The 18,106-nt window shown below is 72.9% G+C and carries 19 protein-coding genes; 15 read left to right on the top strand and 4 right to left on the bottom strand.

Features of this window, described 5'->3' with window-relative positions; all coding sequences use genetic code 11:
• Nucleotides 1–134 precede the first annotated feature (134 nt).
• From AMIR_RS23615 to AMIR_RS23555, 13 genes are all read left to right on the top strand, one after another.
• On the top strand, nucleotides 135–1,256 hold the full coding sequence (locus AMIR_RS23615) for an NAD(P) transhydrogenase subunit alpha (protein WP_015803465.1): 1,122 nt from the start codon (nucleotides 135–137) through the stop codon (nucleotides 1,254–1,256).
• Nucleotides 1,256–1,630 (top strand): NAD(P) transhydrogenase subunit alpha part 2, encoded by a 375-nt coding sequence (locus tag AMIR_RS23610; RefSeq protein WP_015803464.1) that lies wholly within the window; start codon nucleotides 1,256–1,258, stop codon nucleotides 1,628–1,630. The genes AMIR_RS23615 and AMIR_RS23610 overlap by 1 nt, the downstream gene beginning before the upstream one ends.
• Nucleotides 1,627–3,060, top strand: coding sequence for an NAD(P)(+) transhydrogenase (Re/Si-specific) subunit beta (locus tag AMIR_RS23605; protein WP_015803463.1), 1,434 nt, complete (start codon nucleotides 1,627–1,629; stop codon nucleotides 3,058–3,060). The genes AMIR_RS23610 and AMIR_RS23605 overlap by 4 nt, the downstream gene beginning before the upstream one ends.
• A gap of 156 nt (nucleotides 3,061–3,216) precedes the next feature.
• On the top strand, nucleotides 3,217–4,044 hold the full coding sequence (locus AMIR_RS23600) for an endo alpha-1,4 polygalactosaminidase (protein WP_015803462.1): 828 nt from the start codon (nucleotides 3,217–3,219) through the stop codon (nucleotides 4,042–4,044).
• A gap of 236 nt (nucleotides 4,045–4,280) precedes the next feature.
• Nucleotides 4,281–4,832, top strand: coding sequence for an RNA polymerase sigma factor (locus tag AMIR_RS23595; protein ID WP_015803461.1), 552 nt, complete (start codon nucleotides 4,281–4,283; stop codon nucleotides 4,830–4,832).
• Nucleotides 4,829–5,620 carry a cupin domain-containing protein gene (locus AMIR_RS23590; protein ID WP_015803460.1) on the top strand — a complete coding sequence of 264 codons (792 nt, stop codon included), beginning with the start codon at nucleotides 4,829–4,831 and terminating at the stop codon, nucleotides 5,618–5,620. Before AMIR_RS23595 ends, AMIR_RS23590 begins: the two co-directional genes overlap by 4 nt.
• Nucleotides 5,621–5,769: 149 nt before the next feature.
• Nucleotides 5,770–6,573, top strand: coding sequence for an ABC transporter ATP-binding protein (locus AMIR_RS23585; protein ID WP_015803459.1), 804 nt, complete (start codon nucleotides 5,770–5,772; stop codon nucleotides 6,571–6,573).
• The gene (locus tag AMIR_RS23580) at nucleotides 6,573–7,928 is read left to right on the top strand and encodes a hypothetical protein (protein WP_015803458.1); all 1,356 of its coding nucleotides are present in this window, start codon (nucleotides 6,573–6,575) and stop codon (nucleotides 7,926–7,928) included. Before AMIR_RS23585 ends, AMIR_RS23580 begins: the two co-directional genes overlap by 1 nt.
• The gene (locus AMIR_RS23575) at nucleotides 7,925–8,491 is read left to right on the top strand and encodes a hypothetical protein (protein WP_015803457.1); all 567 of its coding nucleotides are present in this window, start codon (nucleotides 7,925–7,927) and stop codon (nucleotides 8,489–8,491) included. The genes AMIR_RS23580 and AMIR_RS23575 overlap by 4 nt, the downstream gene beginning before the upstream one ends.
• Nucleotides 8,492–8,613: 122 nt before the next feature.
• Complete coding sequence (locus AMIR_RS23570) at nucleotides 8,614–9,462, top strand: DUF4253 domain-containing protein (protein WP_015803456.1); 849 nt, start codon at nucleotides 8,614–8,616, stop codon at nucleotides 9,460–9,462.
• A 262-nt stretch (nucleotides 9,463–9,724) separates the two neighbouring features.
• Nucleotides 9,725–10,021 (top strand): hypothetical protein, encoded by a 297-nt coding sequence (locus AMIR_RS40550; RefSeq protein ID WP_015803455.1) that lies wholly within the window; start codon nucleotides 9,725–9,727, stop codon nucleotides 10,019–10,021.
• Entirely contained in the window at nucleotides 10,021–11,172 is a 1,152-nt protein-coding gene (locus tag AMIR_RS23560) for a DUF6973 domain-containing protein (RefSeq protein ID WP_015803454.1), read from the top strand. The genes AMIR_RS40550 and AMIR_RS23560 overlap by 1 nt, the downstream gene beginning before the upstream one ends.
• Nucleotides 11,173–11,174: 2 nt before the next feature.
• Entirely contained in the window at nucleotides 11,175–11,624 is a 450-nt protein-coding gene (locus AMIR_RS23555) for a hypothetical protein (protein WP_015803453.1), read from the top strand.
• Between the two features lie 48 nt (nucleotides 11,625–11,672).
• On the opposite strand, the gene AMIR_RS23550 is transcribed toward AMIR_RS23555, so the two are convergent.
• The 3 genes from AMIR_RS23550 to AMIR_RS23540 all read right to left on the bottom strand — a co-directional run bounded on the left by AMIR_RS23550 (nucleotide 11,673) and on the right by AMIR_RS23540 (nucleotide 13,825).
• Nucleotides 11,673–12,041, bottom strand: coding sequence for a trypsin-like serine protease (locus AMIR_RS23550; protein ID WP_049796949.1), 369 nt, complete (start codon nucleotides 12,039–12,041; stop codon nucleotides 11,673–11,675).
• Nucleotides 12,042–12,365: 324 nt separating this feature from the next.
• Complete coding sequence (locus AMIR_RS36125; RefSeq protein ID WP_015803452.1) at nucleotides 12,366–13,133, bottom strand: hypothetical protein; 768 nt, start codon at nucleotides 13,131–13,133, stop codon at nucleotides 12,366–12,368.
• Nucleotides 13,130–13,825: a hypothetical protein gene (locus AMIR_RS23540; RefSeq protein WP_015803451.1), complete on the bottom strand. Its 696-nt coding sequence runs from the start codon at nucleotides 13,823–13,825 to the stop codon at nucleotides 13,130–13,132. Before AMIR_RS23540 ends, AMIR_RS36125 begins: the two co-directional genes overlap by 4 nt.
• Nucleotides 13,826–14,038: 213 nt before the next feature.
• Between AMIR_RS23540 and AMIR_RS23535 the strand changes: the two genes are divergently transcribed.
• On the top strand, nucleotides 14,039–14,941 hold the full coding sequence (locus AMIR_RS23535) for a hypothetical protein (protein ID WP_015803450.1): 903 nt from the start codon (nucleotides 14,039–14,041) through the stop codon (nucleotides 14,939–14,941).
• A gap of 171 nt (nucleotides 14,942–15,112) precedes the next feature.
• Nucleotides 15,113–16,468, top strand: a complete 1,356-nt coding sequence (locus tag AMIR_RS23530; protein ID WP_015803449.1) for a glycoside hydrolase family 10 protein — start codon at nucleotides 15,113–15,115, stop codon at nucleotides 16,466–16,468.
• Nucleotides 16,469–16,541: 73 nt separating this feature from the next.
• Here AMIR_RS23530 and AMIR_RS23525 read toward each other — a convergent pair whose 3' ends face one another.
• Nucleotides 16,542–18,014, bottom strand: coding sequence for an amidohydrolase family protein (locus AMIR_RS23525; RefSeq protein WP_015803448.1), 1,473 nt, complete (start codon nucleotides 18,012–18,014; stop codon nucleotides 16,542–16,544).
• Between the last annotated feature and the right edge of the window lie 92 nt (nucleotides 18,015–18,106).

Genomic DNA, 18,106 nt, shown 5'->3' with positions numbered 1-18,106 from the left:
CGTGCTGACCTCCCTGGGGGTCGGGCGGCGTTCGGGCCGGTCCGGGGCCCTGTCGGGGGCATCCGGGCCGTGCCGGGACGGGGCGCCGCTGGGCGTTGAATCGCACCCACCAGCCTTGCGAGAAGGGCGGACAGTTGGACACAGCGCTGAGTACCGGAGAGGGCGGCGCGTCCGGCGCCGTCGTCCGCGTCGGGGTCGTGCGGGAGTCCACCGGCGGTGAGCGGCGGGTCGCGCTGGTGCCGGGGGCGGTCGCCGAGCTGGTCGGGCGGGGGATCGACGTCGTCGTCGAGAGCGGGGCCGGTGACGGCTCGCTGCTGCCCGACGGGCTCTACAGCGCCGCCGGGGCCGCCATCGGGGACGCCTGGGCGGCCGACGTCGTGGTCAAGGTCGCGCCGCCCACGGCCGAGGAGGTCACGCGGCTGCGGTCCGGGCAGGTGCTGATCGGGTTCCTGGCCCCGCGCGGCGCGGACAACCGGATCGGCGAGCTGGACGCCGCCGGGGTGCGGGCGTTCGCGGTCGAGTCCATCCCCCGGATCTCGCGCGCCCAGGCCATGGACGCGCTCTCCTCGCAGGCCAACGTCGCGGGCTACCGGGCCGTGTTGCTCGCCGCCTCGCTCTCCACCCGGTTCTTCCCCATGCTCACCACCGCCGCGGGCACCGTGAAACCGGCCTCCGCGCTGGTCCTCGGGGTCGGCGTCGCCGGACTCCAGGCGCTCGCCACGGCCAAGCGGCTCGGGGCCCGCACCACCGGGTACGACGTGCGGCCCGAGGTGGCCGAGCAGGTGCGCTCGGTCGGGGCCAAGTGGCTCGACCTCGGGATCGACGCCGCAGGTGAGGGCGGGTACGCGCGGGAGCTGACCGAGCAGGAGCGGGACACCCAGCAGAAGGAGCTGGAGAAGGCGATCAGCGGGTTTGACGTCGTCATCACCACCGCGCTCGTGCCGGGGATGCCCGCGCCCAGGCTGGTCACCGCCGCCGCCGTGGAGGGGATGCGCCCCGGCAGCGTCGTGGTCGACCTCGCCGGGGAGACCGGCGGCAACTGCGAGCTGACCGAACCGGGCCAGACCGTCGTGCGGCACGGGGTGACCGTCGCCTCGCCGCTCAACCTGCCCGCCACCATGCCGGAGCACGCCAGCGAGCTGTACGCCAAGAACGTCACCTCCCTGCTGGAACTGCTGATCACCGACGGCGCGCTCGCGCCCGACCTCGACGACGAGATCGTGGCGGGCGCGCTCGTCACCGGGAAGGAGGGCTGATGCACGAGCAGCTGCTGGCCAACGCGGCGATCCTGGTGCTGGCCGGGTTCGTCGGGTTCGCCGTCATCTCCAAGGTGCCGAACACCCTGCACACGCCGCTGATGTCCGGCACCAACGCCATCCACGGCATCGTGGTGCTCGGCGCGCTCATCGTGCTCGGCGAGCTGCCCGCCGACGCCGGGTGGGGGCCGCGCGCCATCGCGTTCGTCGCGCTGGTCTTCGGCACGCTCAACGTCGTCGGCGGCTTCCTGGTCACCGACCGGATGCTCGGGATGTTCAAGGGGCGCAAGGCCGCCGGGAAGTCCGCCGCCGGGAAGTCCGCCACTGGGAAGTCCGTCACTGGGAAGTCCGCCGACGAGGAGGCGGGCAGGTGAGCTACCTGGTCAACGGGCTCTACATCGTCGCCTTCGCGCTGTTCATCCTGGGCCTGTCCGGGCTCACCGGGCCCAAGACCGCCGTGCGCGGCAACTGGATCGCGGCGGCGGGCATGGGCGTCGCGGTGGTCGCCACGCTGATCAAGATCGGCGACACCGCCCCGGTCAACTGGGTGCTCGTCGTCACCGGGCTCGCGCTCGGCACCGTGCTGGGGGTCGTGCCCGCCAAGCGCACCAGGATGACCGCCATGCCGCAGCTCGTCGCGCTGTTCAACGGCGTCGGCGGCGGCACGGTCGCGCTCATCGCCTGGTCCGAGTTCATCGAGACCGACGGGTTCAGCCACCTCGGCGCGGACCGGTCGCCCGCCGTGCTGCTCGCCGGATCGCTGTTCGCGGCCGTCGTCGGGTCGGTCTCGTTCTGGGGCTCGCTCGTGGCGTTCCTCAAGCTCCAGGAGCTGCTGGGCAAGGGCCTGGAGCGCGGGCTCGTCTCGTCCGCGCGCGCCTTCCAGGTCCTGAACGTGCTGCTGGTGCTGGTGATCCTCGCCGCCTGCGGGCACATCGGGGTCGGCGCGGGTGACGGCGGCGGGTCGTCCGCCTGGTGGATCGTGCTGGTGCTGATCGCCTCCGGCCTCGCCGGGCTGTTCGTCGTCCTCCCCATCGGCGGCGCGGACATGCCGGTGGTCATCTCGCTGCTGAACGCGCTCACCGGCCTGTCCGCCGCCGCGGCCGGGCTCGCGCTCGACAACACCGCGATGATCGTCGCGGGCATGATCGTCGGCGCGTCCGGCGCGATCCTGACCAACCTCATGGCCGTCGCGATGAACCGGTCCATCCCGGCCATCGTGTTCGGCTCCTTCGGCGCGGCCACGACCGCCGGTGGCGAAGGCGGCCCGCAGGGCGTGGTCAAGGCGACCTCCGCGTCCGACGCCGCGATCCGGATGGCCTACGCGGCCCAGGTCGTCGTGGTGCCCGGCTACGGGCTCGCCGTCGCGCAGGCGCAGCACGCGGTCAAGGACATGGCCGCGCTGCTGGAGGCCAAGGGGGTGGAGGTCAAGTACGCCATCCACCCCGTCGCCGGGCGGATGCCGGGGCACATGAACGTGCTGCTGGCGGAGGCCGACGTCGAGTACGACGCGATGAAGGAGATGGACGACATCAACGACGAGTTCAGCCGGACCGACGTCACCCTCGTCATCGGCGCGAACGACGTCACCAACCCGTCCGCGCGCACCGACTCGTCCAGCCCCATCTACGGGATGCCGATCCTGAACGTCGACCAGTCCCGGTCGGTGATCGTGCTCAAGCGGTCCATGTCGTCCGGGTACGCCGGGATCGAGAACCCGCTGTTCTTCGCGGACCGGACGTCCATGCTGTTCGGCGACGCGAAGAAGTCGGTCAACGAGGTGATCGAGGAGCTCAAGGCGTTGTAGGACGTCCTGGGACGGTCGCGGGAACCGAACGTCACCGCACGAGGACCTGGCGTGGTCGACCCCCTGTATCGCGGACCACAGGGGTTGACCTTGCCGGGTCCTCGGCGGTTAGGTCGGATGGCGAACGAGTGAGCTGTCCGTCCGGTTTGGAGAGAGATGCCCCCGAAGTCCAAGCGCCGCACGAAGATCGCCGCGATCACCCTCGCGGCGGCGACCGCCCTCGCCGTCGGCCTCCACACCGGCCAGGCGTCGGCGGACGCGCTCCCGTTCCCGGACAACGCCCAGGCGGACTACCAGCTCGGCGGCGGCTACACCCCGCCCGGCAGCACGAAGATCGTCGTCCGCGACCGGACCGACGAGCCCGCCGAGGGGCTGTACAACGTCTGCTACGTCAACGGCTTCCAGACCCAGCCGGGCGACGAGATCGACTGGTGGAAGTCCCGGCACGACAACCTGCTGCTGCGCGACAAGAAGGGCGCCTACGTCGGCGACCTGGAGTGGGACGAGCTGGTGCTCGACATCTCCACCGACGCCAAGCGCGCCGAGCTGGCCGGGATCGTCGGCGGCTGGATCGAGCAGTGCGCGGCGGACGGGTTCCAGGCCGTCGAGATCGACAACTTCGACACCTTCCACCGGTTCTCCGGGCTGCTCAAGCAGGCCGACGCGCTCGACTACGCGAAGCGGCTGATCAAGGTCGCGCACGACGCGGACCTGGCGATCGGGCAGAAGAACGCCGCCGAGATCACCGCGCAGGGCAAGTCGGCCGGGTTCGACTTCGCCGTCGCCGAGGAGTGCGGCGAGTGGAGCGAGTGCGGCGACTACACCGACGCCTACGGCAACTCGGTGCTGATCGTGGAGTACCAGCGCGAGGCGTTCGACGAGACCTGCGCGGAGTTCGGCGACGACGTGTCGGTCGTGTTGCGGGACGTGAAGCTCACGGTCCCGAGCAAGAACAACAAGAACTACGTGTACGACGCCTGCTGATCGGCGTTCGCGCGGTGTGGAGCCGCCGTGTCCCGGAAGGGGCGCGGCGGCTCTTTCGCGTGGTGGCCACGGCGTACCGCTCCAGCAGGAAGAGCACGCCCGGATCGAGGACGACCGCGGCCGGGCTCAAGACGCGGGGCGCGGGCGCGCTGCTCGTCGTGGGACGCCGCCGTGGAATGTGGCCCAAGTCACTCGATTTCGAGAACCCGGGGCGCGATCCGGCCGTCTAGCCGGGTGTGAAGCGGAAACGGCTGGAGAGCGCCGACGAGGAGTTCCTCGTCCGGCGCACCGCCAGGGGCGACCGCGCGGCGTTCGAGGAGCTCTACCGCCGCACCTCGCCCTGGCTCGCGGTGCGGCTGCGCCGCAGGTGCGCCGACGAGCAGGTCGTGGCCGAGGTCATGCAGGAGACCTACCTGGCGATCTGGCGCGCGGCGGGCTCGTTCGCCGGTTCGGCCGCGGACGGGAGCGCGGTCGGCTGGATCTGGACCATCGCGGCCCGCCGCCTGGTCGACGCCTTCCGGCGGCGCGGGCACCACGCCGAGCCGCCCGCCTCCGCCGTCGCGCCGCCGGTCCCGGCGGTCGAGGAGGAGGTGCTCGCGGGCGTGCTCGGCGACGAGGTCGGGGACGCGCTGCGGCGGCTCTCGCCCGAGCTGCGGGACGTGCTGCGGGCCATGGTGCTCGACGGGCTCACGGTCACCGAGACCGCCGTGGTCCTGGGGGTGCCGGAGGGAACGGTGAAGACCCGCGCGCGCCGTGCGCGGATCGCGATGCGGGAGGCGCTGTCGTGACACACCCGAGCGACGAGCTGGTCCGCGCCTACGCGGCCGGGCTGGAGCTGGCCGACGACCGGCTGTGGGCGGTCGAGGGGCACCTGGAGCGGTGCGGGCACTGCCGGGGCAGGCTCGCCGGGGCCGCGCCGCCCCTGCCGCTGCTGGACGCGGTGTGGGCGGGCGTCGAACCGCGGCTGGGCGAGCCGCCCAGGCGGTGGAGCCCGGTCCGGCGGGCGGTCACCGCGTGGCTCACGCCGGTGATGGTGCCGTGGCTGGTCGTCGTCGCGCTGCTGGTGGTCGGCGTGGTCGCGGCGGACCTTCTGCTCGGCGGGGCGTCCGCGCTGCGGACCCCCTGGGTGCAGCTGGTCGCGCCGGTGCTGCCGGTGCTCGGCGTCGCCGTGTCCTGGACGCGCGGGCTCGACCCGGCCTACGAGGTGGTGGCCGCGACCCCGAGGTCCGGGCTGAACCTGGTGCTGCGCCGCACCGCCGCCGTGCTCGGCGTCCTGGCGCCGCTGCTGGGGGTCGGGAGCTGGCTGACCGGCGCGTCGGTGGCGCTGTGGCTGCTGCCGTGCCTGGCGCTGACCACCAGCACGCTCGCGCTGGGCAGCGTGATCGGCGTGCTGCCCGCCGCGCTCGCGCTGGGCGGGACGTGGGCCGCGCTGGTGGTCCTGCCGTACGCCGCCAAGGCCGTGCCGCTGGACGCCTTCACGGGCGCGCTGCCCGTCTGGGGCGCCGTGCTGCTGCTGGCCTCGGTGGTCGTGGTGCTGCGGCGCGGCAGGTTCGACCAGCTGGGCGCGCACCGCTGACCACCCGTCACGTCAACCACCCGCCACGTCAACCACCCGCCACGCCCCGGAATTGGGGGCGCGGCCGTCCGGAAAACCTTCCCGGACAAGAACTTCTCGACGCTGAACGATCGAAAACGTCCAACGGGGAACGTCCAATGAGGAGCGACATGCGCGCAGTGGGGGCCGACGAGGTCTCACCCACCGCCTACGCCTGGGAGATCCGGGCGAAGGGGCTGGTGGTGCGGGTCGGGCGCAAGAAGAACGCCGTCGACGGGCTCGACCTGGAGCTGGGCAAGGGGGTGCACGGGCTGCTCGGCCCCAACGGCGCGGGCAAGACCACGTTGATCCGCACCCTCGCCACCGTGCTGCGGCCCACCTCCGGCGAGCTCTCGGTGCTGGGCGAGCGGGTCGACGGGCTGGGCGGGCGGCGCGGGCTGCGGCGCAGGCTCGGCTACCTGCCGCAGGACTTCGGGTACTACAAGCGGTTCACGGTGCGCGAGTTCGTCGAGTACCTGGCCTGGCTCAAGGAGGTCCCGGCGGCCGAGATCCCCGGCGCCGTGCAGCGCGCCGTGGAGCGGGTCGGGCTCGCCGACCGGGCCGACGACCGGATGAAGACGCTGTCCGGCGGCATGGTGCGCCGCGTCGGGGTCGCGCAGGCCATCGTCAACGACCCGGCCGTGCTGCTGCTCGACGAGCCCACGGCGGGCCTCGACCCGGCGCAGCGCGTCCGGTTCCGCGAGCTGGTGGTGGAGCTGGGGCGGGAGTCCTGCGTGCTGATCTCCACGCACCTGGTGGAGGACGTCGCCGCCGCCTGCACCGACGTGGTGCTGATCGCGAACGGATCGCTCGTGTTCCAGGGGACTCCGGCCGAGGTCGCGGCGGCCGGGACGCCCGAGCACGTCGGTGACAGCCCGATCGAGCGCGGCTACTCCGCCCTGCTGGGCCAGGAGCCGGGCAAGGGGGGCTGGTGATGCGCGCGCTGAGGATCGAGCTGCGGCGCTCCGTCGCGCCGTGGGCCGGGCTGCTGGTGCTGCTCCTGCCGCTGCCGCTGCTGCTCCTGCTGTCCGGACCGTGGACCCACGACCCGGCCCGCTGGGAGAGCAGCACCACCACGGCTGCCCTGTGGCTGCGCTGGTGCCTGATGTTCGTCTGGCCCGTCGCGCTCGGCGCGGGGGCGGTCCAGGGGATGCGCGACCGGCGGTCCGGCATGACCGAGCTGCTGGGGACCACGCCCCGACCGGTCGGGCAGCGGACCGGCGCGCTGGCCGCCGCGCTCGCGGTGTGCCTGGTCGTCGGGTTCGGCGCGCTGGCGGTGGTGGGCGTGGGGAACGTGCTGCTGGGCGGCGGGCACACCTCGGCGGCGTTCCTGCCGGTGCTGGTGGTCGGGGCGCTCGCGGTGGTCGCGGGCGGGGTGCTCGGCCTGGCGGTCGGGCGCGTGGCGCCGCACCCGCTGGTCGCGCCCGCCGCGGCGGTGCTCGCGCTGGTGCTGCTGACGCTGGCCAACATCGGGCTGGCCGGGGCGCAGGTCTCCTCGTTCACGACGCGGCTGGCCCACCTCACGGCGGTGATCGGCGACCCGCGCGGCACGATGGTGACCACCACGTGGTCGTTCGACCTCGTGCAGGCCGCCTGGTTCGTCGGGCTCGCGGCGACGGGCGTGCTGCTGCTGGCCGCGAAGTCCTCGCGCGCCAAGGTGATCGCGCTCGCCCCCGCGCTGCTCGCCGCCGCCGTCGCGGTGCCGCTGCTGCCCGCGAGGCCCGCCGACGCGTTCACCGCCGACGCCGCCGCCGAGCTGGTGTGCGACGGACCGGTGTGCGTGTCCCGGATGCACGCCGACCGGCTGCCGGTGCTCGCCGAGGCCGGGCGCGAGGCGCTGCGGCTGCTCGCCCGGCTGCCGGACGCGCCGACCAGGGTCGTGGAGGACACCTCCCCGCAGTGGGTGGACCAGCTGCCCGAGCGGTCGGCGGACGTGGTGCGGATCAACTACCAGATGGACTCCGGGCTGCTGGAGGCCGACGTCGCGCGCACCCGCGACGAGCTGCTGGCGGGCGTCGGGGTGCCCCGCTGCCACGCCGCCAACGCGGGCGGCACCGACGAGCCGATCATCGCGGCGCTGACCGTCGCGCACCTCACCGGGGCCGACCGGCCGCCCGCCGACTACCCCGGTCACTTCACCGGGATGGAGTCCATGGTCGAGTCCGCGTGGGGCAGGTTCAGCTCGCACCCCGAGGACGTGCGGGAGCAGCGGGTCGTGGCGACCAGGAAGGCGCTGCTCGCCTGCGACGGGACCGCGCTGGACGTCCTGCTGCCGGAGGGCGTGCGATGAGGTGGGCGGTGCTGTACGCCCGCTCCAGGTCGGCGCCGTCGGCGTTCGGCGGGCTGCTGCTGGTGATCGCGGGGCTGTGGGCGGTGGCGGGCGCGGCGTGGACGCCGGTGCTGACCACGCTCGCCTCGGTCTCCGGGGTCTCGATCGCCGCGATCGGGCTGAGCGGGCAGGACCCGGCGCTCGACCGCACGGCCGCGCTGCCGTGGCCGGTGCGCAGGCTCGTCCACCTGCTGCTGATCGGCGTGGTCGCCACCGGCGCCCTGCTCGTGGCGCAGCGGCTCGGGCAGTCCGCGGTGGACCCGTGGGCCGTCGGGTGGGCCGGGGTGGGGTTCCTGGGGCTGGCGGGGATCGCGGCCACCGTCGCGGGCGGGCAGTTCGGGTGGACGCTGCCGCTGCTCTGGTGGGTCGCCGCGTTCATGGTGCCGGGAACCGACGGGTCCGGGTTCGCGCGGGTGCTCGGGTGGCCGCTGCGCGTGCCGGAGGACCGGGTGTCGACGTGGACCGCGATCGCGCTCGGCGCGGTCGGGGTGGTCGCCTACGCGCTGCGGGGCGCGCGCAGGTGATCGCGGGGGCGCGGCCGGGTCGCGCCCCCTGGTTTTTCCCGGTGCGCTGGGCTTTCCGGCATTCGGCGTAGTGCGCGGGGCACGCCGGGCTCGGTGCGGGGCACGCTTTACGATCCTGGTTCGTGATCTCCCCGAACCCCGACCTGCTCGGCCTGTTCCCCGACGCCGCCCGGCACCGCCCGCTGAGCTCGGCGCTCCCGCCGGGACGGCCCGTGCGCTCCCGCGAGCGGCCGGAGAGCCCGCTCCCGGCGCTCTGGCTCAGCGGCGGCCCGGCTCCCGCTGGCCTGTGGACGCGGCTGCGCGCCGAGCACGCGTCGTCCGGCCTGTGGCCGCTGCTGCTCGACGCGCTCGACGACGAGGACCCGGCCTACCGCCCGTGGGGCAGCGGCGAGCTGACGCCCGCGCCCTCGGCGGCGGCGGGCGCGCACGACCCGGCGGTGGTGCTGGAGCGGTGGTGGGCCGCGCACACCGGCGAGGACCCCGAGGACCAGCTGACGCCCGCCCAGCGGCTCGCCGTGACCGCCCCGTTCGGCCGCGCGTGGCCGGGCCTGGCGCCCGCGCGGGTGCCGACCAACGACCCCGGTCGCGTCGCTGACGACCTGGCGGGGGAGTTGTTGCGGGGGCACGGTTCCCTGCGGCTCGGGCTGGTCGCGGCCGACCGCGGCGCGGACGCGCTGACCGTCGCCGGGTGGCGCGGTGCGGCGGGGTACGTGGACGACACGGCGGAGCTGTCGGCGGTGCTGCGGTCCTGGGAGTCGCGGTTCGGCGCGCAGGTGGTGGGCGTGGGCTCCGGGACGCTGCTGCTGAGCGTGGCGGCGCCGCCCACGACGCTCACCGAGGCGCTGGCGATCGCGGTGGAGCACTTCGCGGTGTGCCCGGACAACGTGTGGCAGTCCGACGAGGCGCATCCGTTGATGGCGTACGCGGAGCGGTTGGTGGGGGACCACTCGTGGACGTTCTGGTGGGAGTGAGGTAGGCCGGGGGCTTCGGCGCGGGCTCGGGGGTGGGCTCGGGCTCGTGCCGGGGGTGGGTCGTGGTGTTCTAGGGGGTGCTCGCGCTGGAAGTGTAGTTCGCGCGGAGGGTTATTCACTTTCCTTCGAGAAGGTTTGCGCACTTCACGGGTGGTTTGGTCGCCGCTTCAGGTCTTTTTCGCTTTTTTGGGTGATATCCGCAAATATCGGTTCCAGGTGTTCCGGTCCGCCGCTAATTTCCGCCGTGGACCGGGAGGTGCGGATGGCGGGTTTCGAGGTGGACCCCGCCGTCCTGCGCGGTGCGGCGGACGTCGCGGCGCAGGCGGCTGGTGTGGTGCGAGGGCTGGGACTGGAGCGGGTGGCCGAGCTCGCGGACGCGCTGCCCGGCGCCGAGTCGGGTGGCACCGCCAGGACGCTCGGCCCGCGCTGGGCGGGGAGCGCCGACGTGTGGGCGGGCGCGGTGGACTCCTACGCGACCGGGCTCGTCGCCGCCGCCGACGACTACGAGGGGCAGGACGCCGAGGCCCGGCTCGCGGTCGAGCGGTCGGGAGAGCGGTGATGGTGGTCTGGAGCGAGCTCAGGCGGTGGAGCCCGGACCGCGTCGGGCTGGTGGGCGACCACCTGGCCGCGCGGAGCAGGCGGGTCGCCGGGTTGCAGGACGAGTTGGACGACGCCGGTCCCGCCGACTGGAGCGGTGCTGCGGCCGACGCGGCGGCTGGCGACCTGCGGGCGCGGCGGCGCGAGTTGGAGGAGCTCGCCGCGCTGTTGTCCGCCGCCGTGCGGGCAGTGGACGACGCCGAGAACGCGGTGCGGGAACTGGTGCGCGGCGCCGAGTCGGTCGAGTTCTTCGCCTCCCGCAACGGGTTCCGGATCGCGGACGACCGGGTGGTCCAGGTCGCCGCGCACGGCGGGGCGCACCTCGGCGAGGTGCTGCACGCCGAGGTGCGGGCGATCCTGACGACCGCCGCCGAGGTCGACGGCGAGTTGGACTCCGCGCTGCGGCGGGTGCTCGCGGACGGGACCGGTGCTGCCGGGACGACGACCCCCGCTGCGGCCGACCCCGTCGCGCGGCACCGCGAACTGCTCGTACGGCACCAGGTCAAGCCGGACGGCACGACCACCTGGCCGAGCGGGCTGACCGGGCTGATCGCGGACGCCGCCGGGCGTGGTCGGACGACCGTCACCCTGGCCGAGGCGGACCTGCTCGACGACCTCCAGCGGCGTCGGGGGTTGTTGGGGGTCAAGGAGTTCGCGGACGTCCAGGCCGACGCGCTGGAGACCGCGCACGAGCGGTTCGGGCCCGGTGGGCTGACCGACGGGCACGGGGACGCGTTCCGGCACGCCTACTGGAACGCGCTGATGACCCGGAGGTACGGCGAGGAGTGGACCCGCGACTTCGCCACCGCGCACGAACGCGCCCCCACCGGGCACGAGGTCCCGGTCGCGATGGACTTGCACAACAACGAGGTCGGGCGCGACATCGCCCGCGCCAACCCGGACGCCGGACCCGGCGAGCTGGCGGAACTGGTCGAACGGGCGGTCAGGGACGGCAGGACGCTCGTCGTCGACCGGTCGGACGTGCTGGTCCCCTCCAACGAGGTCGCGGTGGGGCAGACCCGCGCGAGCGACGTGAAACCCTGGCCCGTCAACGTGAATCGTGGGGACGACCGCGATCCCGGCAAGCCCTCCGCCGTTCCGGACGGGTACTGATCATGCGCGTGACGTGGGTGTTGGTCGTCCTGCTGGCGCTGTCGGCGGGCTGCTGGCGGGAGAGTGCGGGCGTGCGGGTGGAGTTCGACGAAACCCTGGGAACGGCGATCCTCGACCTGGCCCACTCGGACGGCGTCCGGCCGCTCAAGGAGCTGGCGCCGGGGGACTGGACGACGGTGCGCGTGCTGATCGGGCCCGCGCTCGGTGAGCGGGTGGCCGCCGAGCTGGGGGTCGCCGAGGGGTTGGAGGGGGACGGCACCTACCGGGGCGGGTACGCGCAGGACGGGAACCTGCTGGCGTTCCGGCGCGGTGACGAGGTGGCGCGGGTGGTGGGGCTCGGGCGGTTGGCGGTGCTGGGGGCGGGGGAGTACCCGGCGGACGTGGTGCTGCGGGCTCGGGACGGGGCGATCACGATGACCGATCCGGCCGGGCGGCCGGTGGGGTCGCGCTGAGGGTGACCGGTCGCCCCGGTGAGACCGGTCGCTCCGCGGTTGTCGTCGCTAGACGCCCGCGACCGCGAGGATCCAGTCGCGGTAGAGCGTGACGTTCGTGTAGGCGCACCAGGTGCTGCGGTTGCTCGTGGAGGACACGCCGACCTGGTACTGCTGGCCGTCCACCGGGCTGGTCGCGGTCATCGGCCCACCGGAGTCGCCGCCCGCCGCGATGCCGTCACCGGTGCGGGCCAGGATCGCCGAGCCGCCGAGGTGGTCGACCGATTCGAGGGTCTCGGCCCTGGTGGTGGCCACCTTCAGCACCGGCGACCGGCAGGCGCCCTCGTTGCCGGTGCACGTCGCGCCCCAACCCCAGATCCGGGCCTCCTGGCCCGCCGCGACGGCGCCGGGCTCGCCGAGGCGGGCGTGGCCGAGCACCAGGGGGTGCTGTCGCGGAAGAGGCGGACGGCGAACGGGGCGTAGTAGGCGGGGGCGCCGCCGATGACGTTCGGGGACGTGGTCGGGGGTGGGGTGGGGGCGGCTTGCGCGGGGGTGGCGAGGGTTGCTGCGGCCACGAGCGCGGTCAGCAAGGCGCTGAGTCTTCGCACGGTCGCTCCGGGGTGGTGGGGGTGGATCGATTCACCGGGAGCTTGCTCGTGCTGGGCTGCGGGCGGTGGTGGGCGAAGGTCCCCGAAGCTCGGGGGCTGAGGACCGTGGGCGGGTGGCGTCTCGGGGGCAGTTCCTCCAAAGCGCGCGGTCGGTTCACAGGGCCGGTTCCATCAACCGGTCGGCCTCCACCCGCTTCTGCCCCGCGAAAGTGATCAGCACGGTGTCGCCCGCGCAGTGCGCCAGCGCTTTGGACTCCAACGACTTCACCGTCCGCCTGAGGTTGGTGCGCATGGCTTCCGGCACCCACTGCTGGAGCTCGGCGAACCGAACGCCCTCGGTGCCCGCGTGGTAGAGCAGGACGAGCAGGTGGTCACCCGCGCGCAGGTCTGGGCGGAGCACCTTCGGCTGTCCGTCGAACACCTGCACGACGGGCAGCTCCCTGGTCACGAGGGCGTCCACCATCCGCTGCGCCACGTCGGCGGAGACCTCTGCGCTCAACCTGACGAACTCTGCCAGCGTCCAGTCGAGCACGGCGACGACCAGGGTCGAGTCCTGGAGGCTCGGGTCAATTCCGTCACCGAGGTGCGCGACGTCCCGGCTGTTGCGGATGTCGTAGATGACCCGCAACGCCCTGGGCAGGTAGATCCGCACGGATTTGGGGTGCGCCGCCGCAGGGATCTTCGCCAGAGAGCCGATCACCTCCTCGGTGTTCAGGATGCCGCCGATCGGGGTGAAGCGCCCGGTCGTCCGCTGCTGGAGCATCCGGAACGCCGCTTCGCAGAACCGGCCGCCTTCGACCTCGCTCAACCGGTGCCCGCCCAGGTGGTAGTTCCGCTTGGCCTCCTCGTAGGTCTCGCAGAGCTGCTCGACCAGCGCCGGGTCGTAGGCGGCGTCCAGCACCGCGCGGACCGACGCGCTCACGACTCGTCCTTCGCCTGGGAGGAAGCACGCTTCGTCCCGTTTCGCGGGGACTTCGGGCGGTGCGGGTGCTCGCCGAGGGCGACGTTGGCGGCCTCCCGGTCCGGCAGCGCGAGCACGAAAAACTCACCACGCGTGGTGAGCTGCTTCATCCCGTTGCCCGCCGCCACGATGTATCCGCACCGGTCCTCGGTCTTGGCGACGTCGCGCGAGGGGTTGGCGAACTTGGCCGAAGCGGCCTCGGTGTTGAGCGCCACGATGTCGGCGGTCTTGAAGTGCTGCATCCCTCGGTGGTAGGTCAGGTAGTAGGCCAGGCAGGCGATCTTCTCCTGGATGGTGTTGGGCTTCTTCTGGCTCATGAAGATCCGGGGCAGCGGCGCCTCCTCCTGGCCGGAGTCGATCGCCGCCAGTCGAGTCGCGGTCGCCGGTATCGCCGCGCTGGTCGCCTGCGCCGGGACGCCGGTGAGCTGGGCGGGCGCCTCCGGCGACAGCCGCAGGGCCTCCCCAAGCCACCAGTAGGCCCGCTGCACCGACTCCCGGTCCAGGTGGGAGAGCACCTCGTAGGCGCTTCCCATGGCCTTGAGCTCGTCGAACCTGTCCCCGGACGGCTGGTCGGCGTCATCGGGTGAGGAGGTCTCCGCTCGGTGGGGCAACGGGCTGGCCAGTTCCAGTGACAGGTCCTCGCTGCTGTTCATGGGTGGTTCTCCGTCCTTCACGCCGTTCCGCGCGTACTGGTGATGAGGACGAGTGAACAGCCTCGTTGTCGCCGTTCTGTCGCCACACAGGGAGGAGGCGGAACCGAAAGAGTGATTGACGTGTGCTCTGACCTGGGGTTACCACTCGTTCCATCAGGTGTCGGGCACAGGTATGGCCCGTGTCGTCACCGTGGAGACCGGAGGGGGACGCTCGTGGGGAACTGGAACGTCGTGAGCACCTGCGCGTTGCTCTGCACGCTGCTGGAGCGCGACGACTACCGCAGGAGGTGGGCGAGGAAGTCCGGGCGGGGTGGCGGAGGGCTCGACCAGACCGCGATCGCCAAGGTCCTCGCCAAGCAGCGGGTTGAGGACGGCGAGATCAGCGAGGAGCGGTGGGACGCGCACCGGGTGATGAAGGACCCGGTGCGTCGCATGGTGCGGCGCGAGCGGCTCACCGGGAAGACCCTCGCCCTGTTCATCCGGGCGTTCGACATCGCCGAGCGCGACCAGGACCTGCTGTGGGACACGTTCGCCGGGGGCGGGTTCTCCGTCGGGATCGTGAACACGATCCGGGAAAGGCCTCGGCTGGCGGTTCCGCAGCGCCACCGCACGATCTCGGTGTCCGAGCGGTACCGGATCGGCACGGGGGGCGTTCCCGTTTCCCGGAACGTCCGGCAAGCCCTCCGGGCCGTCGGGGACGGGGTCGGGTCTTACACCTTCGGGCACGAGCGCGAGGTTGCGGAGGTCACCGTGCGGCACGGTGGTTTCGTCGGGCCGCAGCACGAGTACGGCGACGGGCTGCACGCCACCGAGATCATCCTCGAACGCCCGCTCCGCGCCGCCGAGACGACCGCCCTGGAGTACGAGGCGACCTACTCTGCGGGGAGCGAGTCGTTCACCGAGGTGCGCAGGGCCGCGTACGGGCGGTCCGAGAACGTGGACATCGCCGTCGAGTTCGCCGACCGGTTTCCGGGGCAGGCGTGGTGGTGCGTCTGGGAGGAGCTCGGTCGCGGGAACCCGGTGCACGAGGAGCGGATCGACTGCCGGAACGGGGCGATCTGGAAGTACTTCCCCGCGCTGGAGAACGCGGTGGTCGGGGTGCGCTGGCAGTGCTGAGGCCCAGGTTCGCTCCCGCCATCTCGGGTGCGCTGCTGCGGCCCCGTCCTTGACGCCCGGCCCCGTGCCGCTTAGCGTCAGGCGCTGATAACGATCGGGATCTACCGCGAAACTTTCGAACCGGTTTCCGCTCGCCCGCCACCGCGCGGGTTCTCCCAGAAAGCGCCGGACATGACGCTGACAGCGAAGTCAGTCTCCCGAGCCGCACTCGCCTCCGCGCTCGCCGTGCTCACCGCCGCCGCGGTCGTGCTCGTGGCGACGCCCGCCAGTGGCGCCGCCTCGACGCTCGCCGCCGCCGCGCAGCAGAAGGGGCGGTACTTCGGGACCGCCGTGGCCGCCAACAAGCTCTCCGACTCGACCTACACCGGCATCCTGAACCGCGAGTTCGACATGGTGACGGCCGAGAACGAGATGAAGATGGACGCCACCGAGCCCAACCAGGGCCAGTTCTCCTACGGCAACGCCGACCGCATCGTCAACCAGGCCCGAGGGCAGGGCAAGCGAATCCGCGGGCACGCGCTCGCCTGGCACTCCCAGCAGCCCGGCTGGATGCAGCGCATGGAGGGCTCCTCGCTGCGGCAGGCCATGCTCAACCACGTCACCCAGGTCGCCACCTACTACCGGGGCAAGATCTACGCCTGGGACGTCGTCAACGAGGCCTTCGCCGACGGCAACTCCGGTGGCCGCCGCGACTCCAACCTCCAGCGCACCGGCAACGACTGGATCGAGGCCGCGTTCCGCGCCGCGCGCGCCGCCGACCCCGGCGCCAAGCTCTGCTACAACGACTACAACACCGACAACTGGTCGCACGCCAAGACCCAGGGCGTCTACCGGATGGTGCAGGACTTCAAGTCGCGCGGCGTCCCCATCGACTGCGTCGGCTTCCAGGCGCACTTCAACAGCGGCAACCCGGTGCCCTCCAACTACCACACCACGTTGGGCAACTTCGCGGCCCTGGGCGTGGACGTGCAGATCACCGAGCTGGACATCGAGGGCTCCGGCTCCGGCCAGGCCCAGCAGTACCAGGGCGTCACGCAGGCCTGCCTCTCCGTCGCCCGCTGCACCGGCATCACCGTCTGGGGCATCCGCGACACCGACTCCTGGCGCGCCTCCGGCACCCCGCTGCTGTTCGACGGCAGCGGCAACAAGAAGGCCGCCTACAACTCCGTGCTGGCCGTGCTGAACGAGGGCGGCGGGCAGCAGCCGACCACCACCACCGGTCCGACCACGACCACCACGAACCCCGACCCCGGCGGTGGCGGCTGCACCGCGACCTACTCGGAGGGGCAGAAGTGGAACGACCGCTTCAACGGGCAGGTCGCGGTCTCGGGCGCCGACGACTGGGTCGTCACGGTCACCGTCAGCTCCCCGCAGCGGATCATCGCGACCTGGAACACCAGCGCCACCTGGGACTCCAGCGGCAACGTGATGACCGCGCGGCCCAACGGCAGCGGGAACTCGTTCGGATTCACCGTGCAGCACAACGGGAACTGGAGCTGGCCCAGCCTCGCCTGCAGCAGGGGGTGAGCGGGGACTAGGGCTGAAACCGGTGCGCCCCGGCGGTTCCCGTCACGCGGCGAGAACCGCCGGGGCGGTCCGGTCAGACCCGGCCGAACAGGTCGCGCCGCAGGCCGGCCGCGCGGAACAGGTGGTCGCGCGAGTCCTCCAGCTCGTGCCGCAACCGGTCCACGTCCACGTCCAGCAACCGCCCCCGCCACTTGCGCACCCGGCCCGCGACGATCACCGTCTCCACGTTCGAGCGGTCCATCAGCGCCACCACCGCCCCCGGAGCGCTGTTGAGCGGGGCCACGTTCAGCGCCGTCGCGTCCAGCAGCACCACGTCCGCGTCCTTGCCCGGCGTGAGCGACCCGGTCCGGTGGTCCAGACCGAGGTCCCTGGCGCCGTTGAGGGTCGCGAAGCGCAGCACGTCGCGCGCGGTCAGCAGCGGCGGGTCGTCCTCGGCGGGCGGCGGCCAGTGGTTCGGCGGGTGGCCGTCGCCGCGCGCCAGCACCCGCTCGTTCACCACCATCCGCTGCATGGTCAAGGCCGAGCGCATCAGCGTGAACGGGTCGGCGGGCATCGTCGTCTCGACGTCCGAGCTGAGCGAGGGCTCCATGCCCAGCGCCTGCATCGTCAGGATCGGCGGGGTGCCGTGCCGCATGGCCATCTCGATCGGGAACGCGATCGACACCCGCGCGCCCGCGTCGCGCACCCGCCGCCACGTCTCGTCGCCGACGCCGGTCATGTGGATGAACAGGTTGTCCGGGCCCAGCCCCAGATTCCCGCCGACCCCGCCCTCGCCGCGCGCCAACCGGTCCAGCACCGGGTTCGTGCCCGCGCCCGACACGGCGTGCGCGACGATCCGCAGCCCCAGCTCCCGGCCCAGCTCCCAGGCCCGCGAGTACAGCGCCTCGTAGTCCAGGTACATCTCGCCGCCCATGGCCATGGTGACCAGCCCGTCCGAGGCGAACCACCGCTCCAGCACGGCCCGCGCGTCCTCCGGGTACGTCGACCCCGGCCGCCCGTCACCGCCCGCGTACGACAGCACCGCGCGCCTCCCGGCCTCGCGCAGCGCGGTCACGGCCGCGTCGGTGTGCTCGGGGGTGTGGTGGATCTGGGAGATGTCCAGCACCGTCGTCACGCCCGCGTCCAGCTGCGCCAGACCGGCGAACAGCGTGCTCAGCCGCACGTCCTCCGGCCGGTAGAGCGGGGCCATCCGGCCGAGCACGAAGTCGCCGTAGTTCGGGTTCGCGGACGGCGAGCCGGAGCCGTCGTCGAACAGCAGCGCGTCCGGGAGCGCGCCGCGCAGCGCCGTCTCGAACTGGTGGTGGTGCGTGTCCACGAAGCCCGGCAGGACGATCCGGCCGCGCGCGTCCAGCACGGCCGCGTCCGGGACGTGCAGGTCGGGCCCCACGGCGGCGATGCGCGCGCCGTCGACCAGCACGTCGGCGCGTTCGAGGTCGCCGACCTCCGGGTCCAGCGACAGCACCGCGCCGCCCTTGATCAGGTACCGGCTGCCGGGCCTGCCGCTGTCGGCCGGTAACCCTTGTCCCGCTTGGAAGTCCTCGGTCACGTGTCCTCCCCGTCGAGTCGGTGACGTCACCGTGATCGTCACCCCGGAGGAGGCGCGCGGTGGGGGAGGAGGATCTTTCGGGCAGGAGTTCT

This window comes from Actinosynnema mirum DSM 43827 (assembly GCF_000023245.1).
Lineage (GTDB): Bacteria > Actinomycetota > Actinomycetes > Mycobacteriales > Pseudonocardiaceae > Actinosynnema > Actinosynnema mirum.
This window is presented reverse-complemented; position numbering and strand designations above follow the sequence as displayed.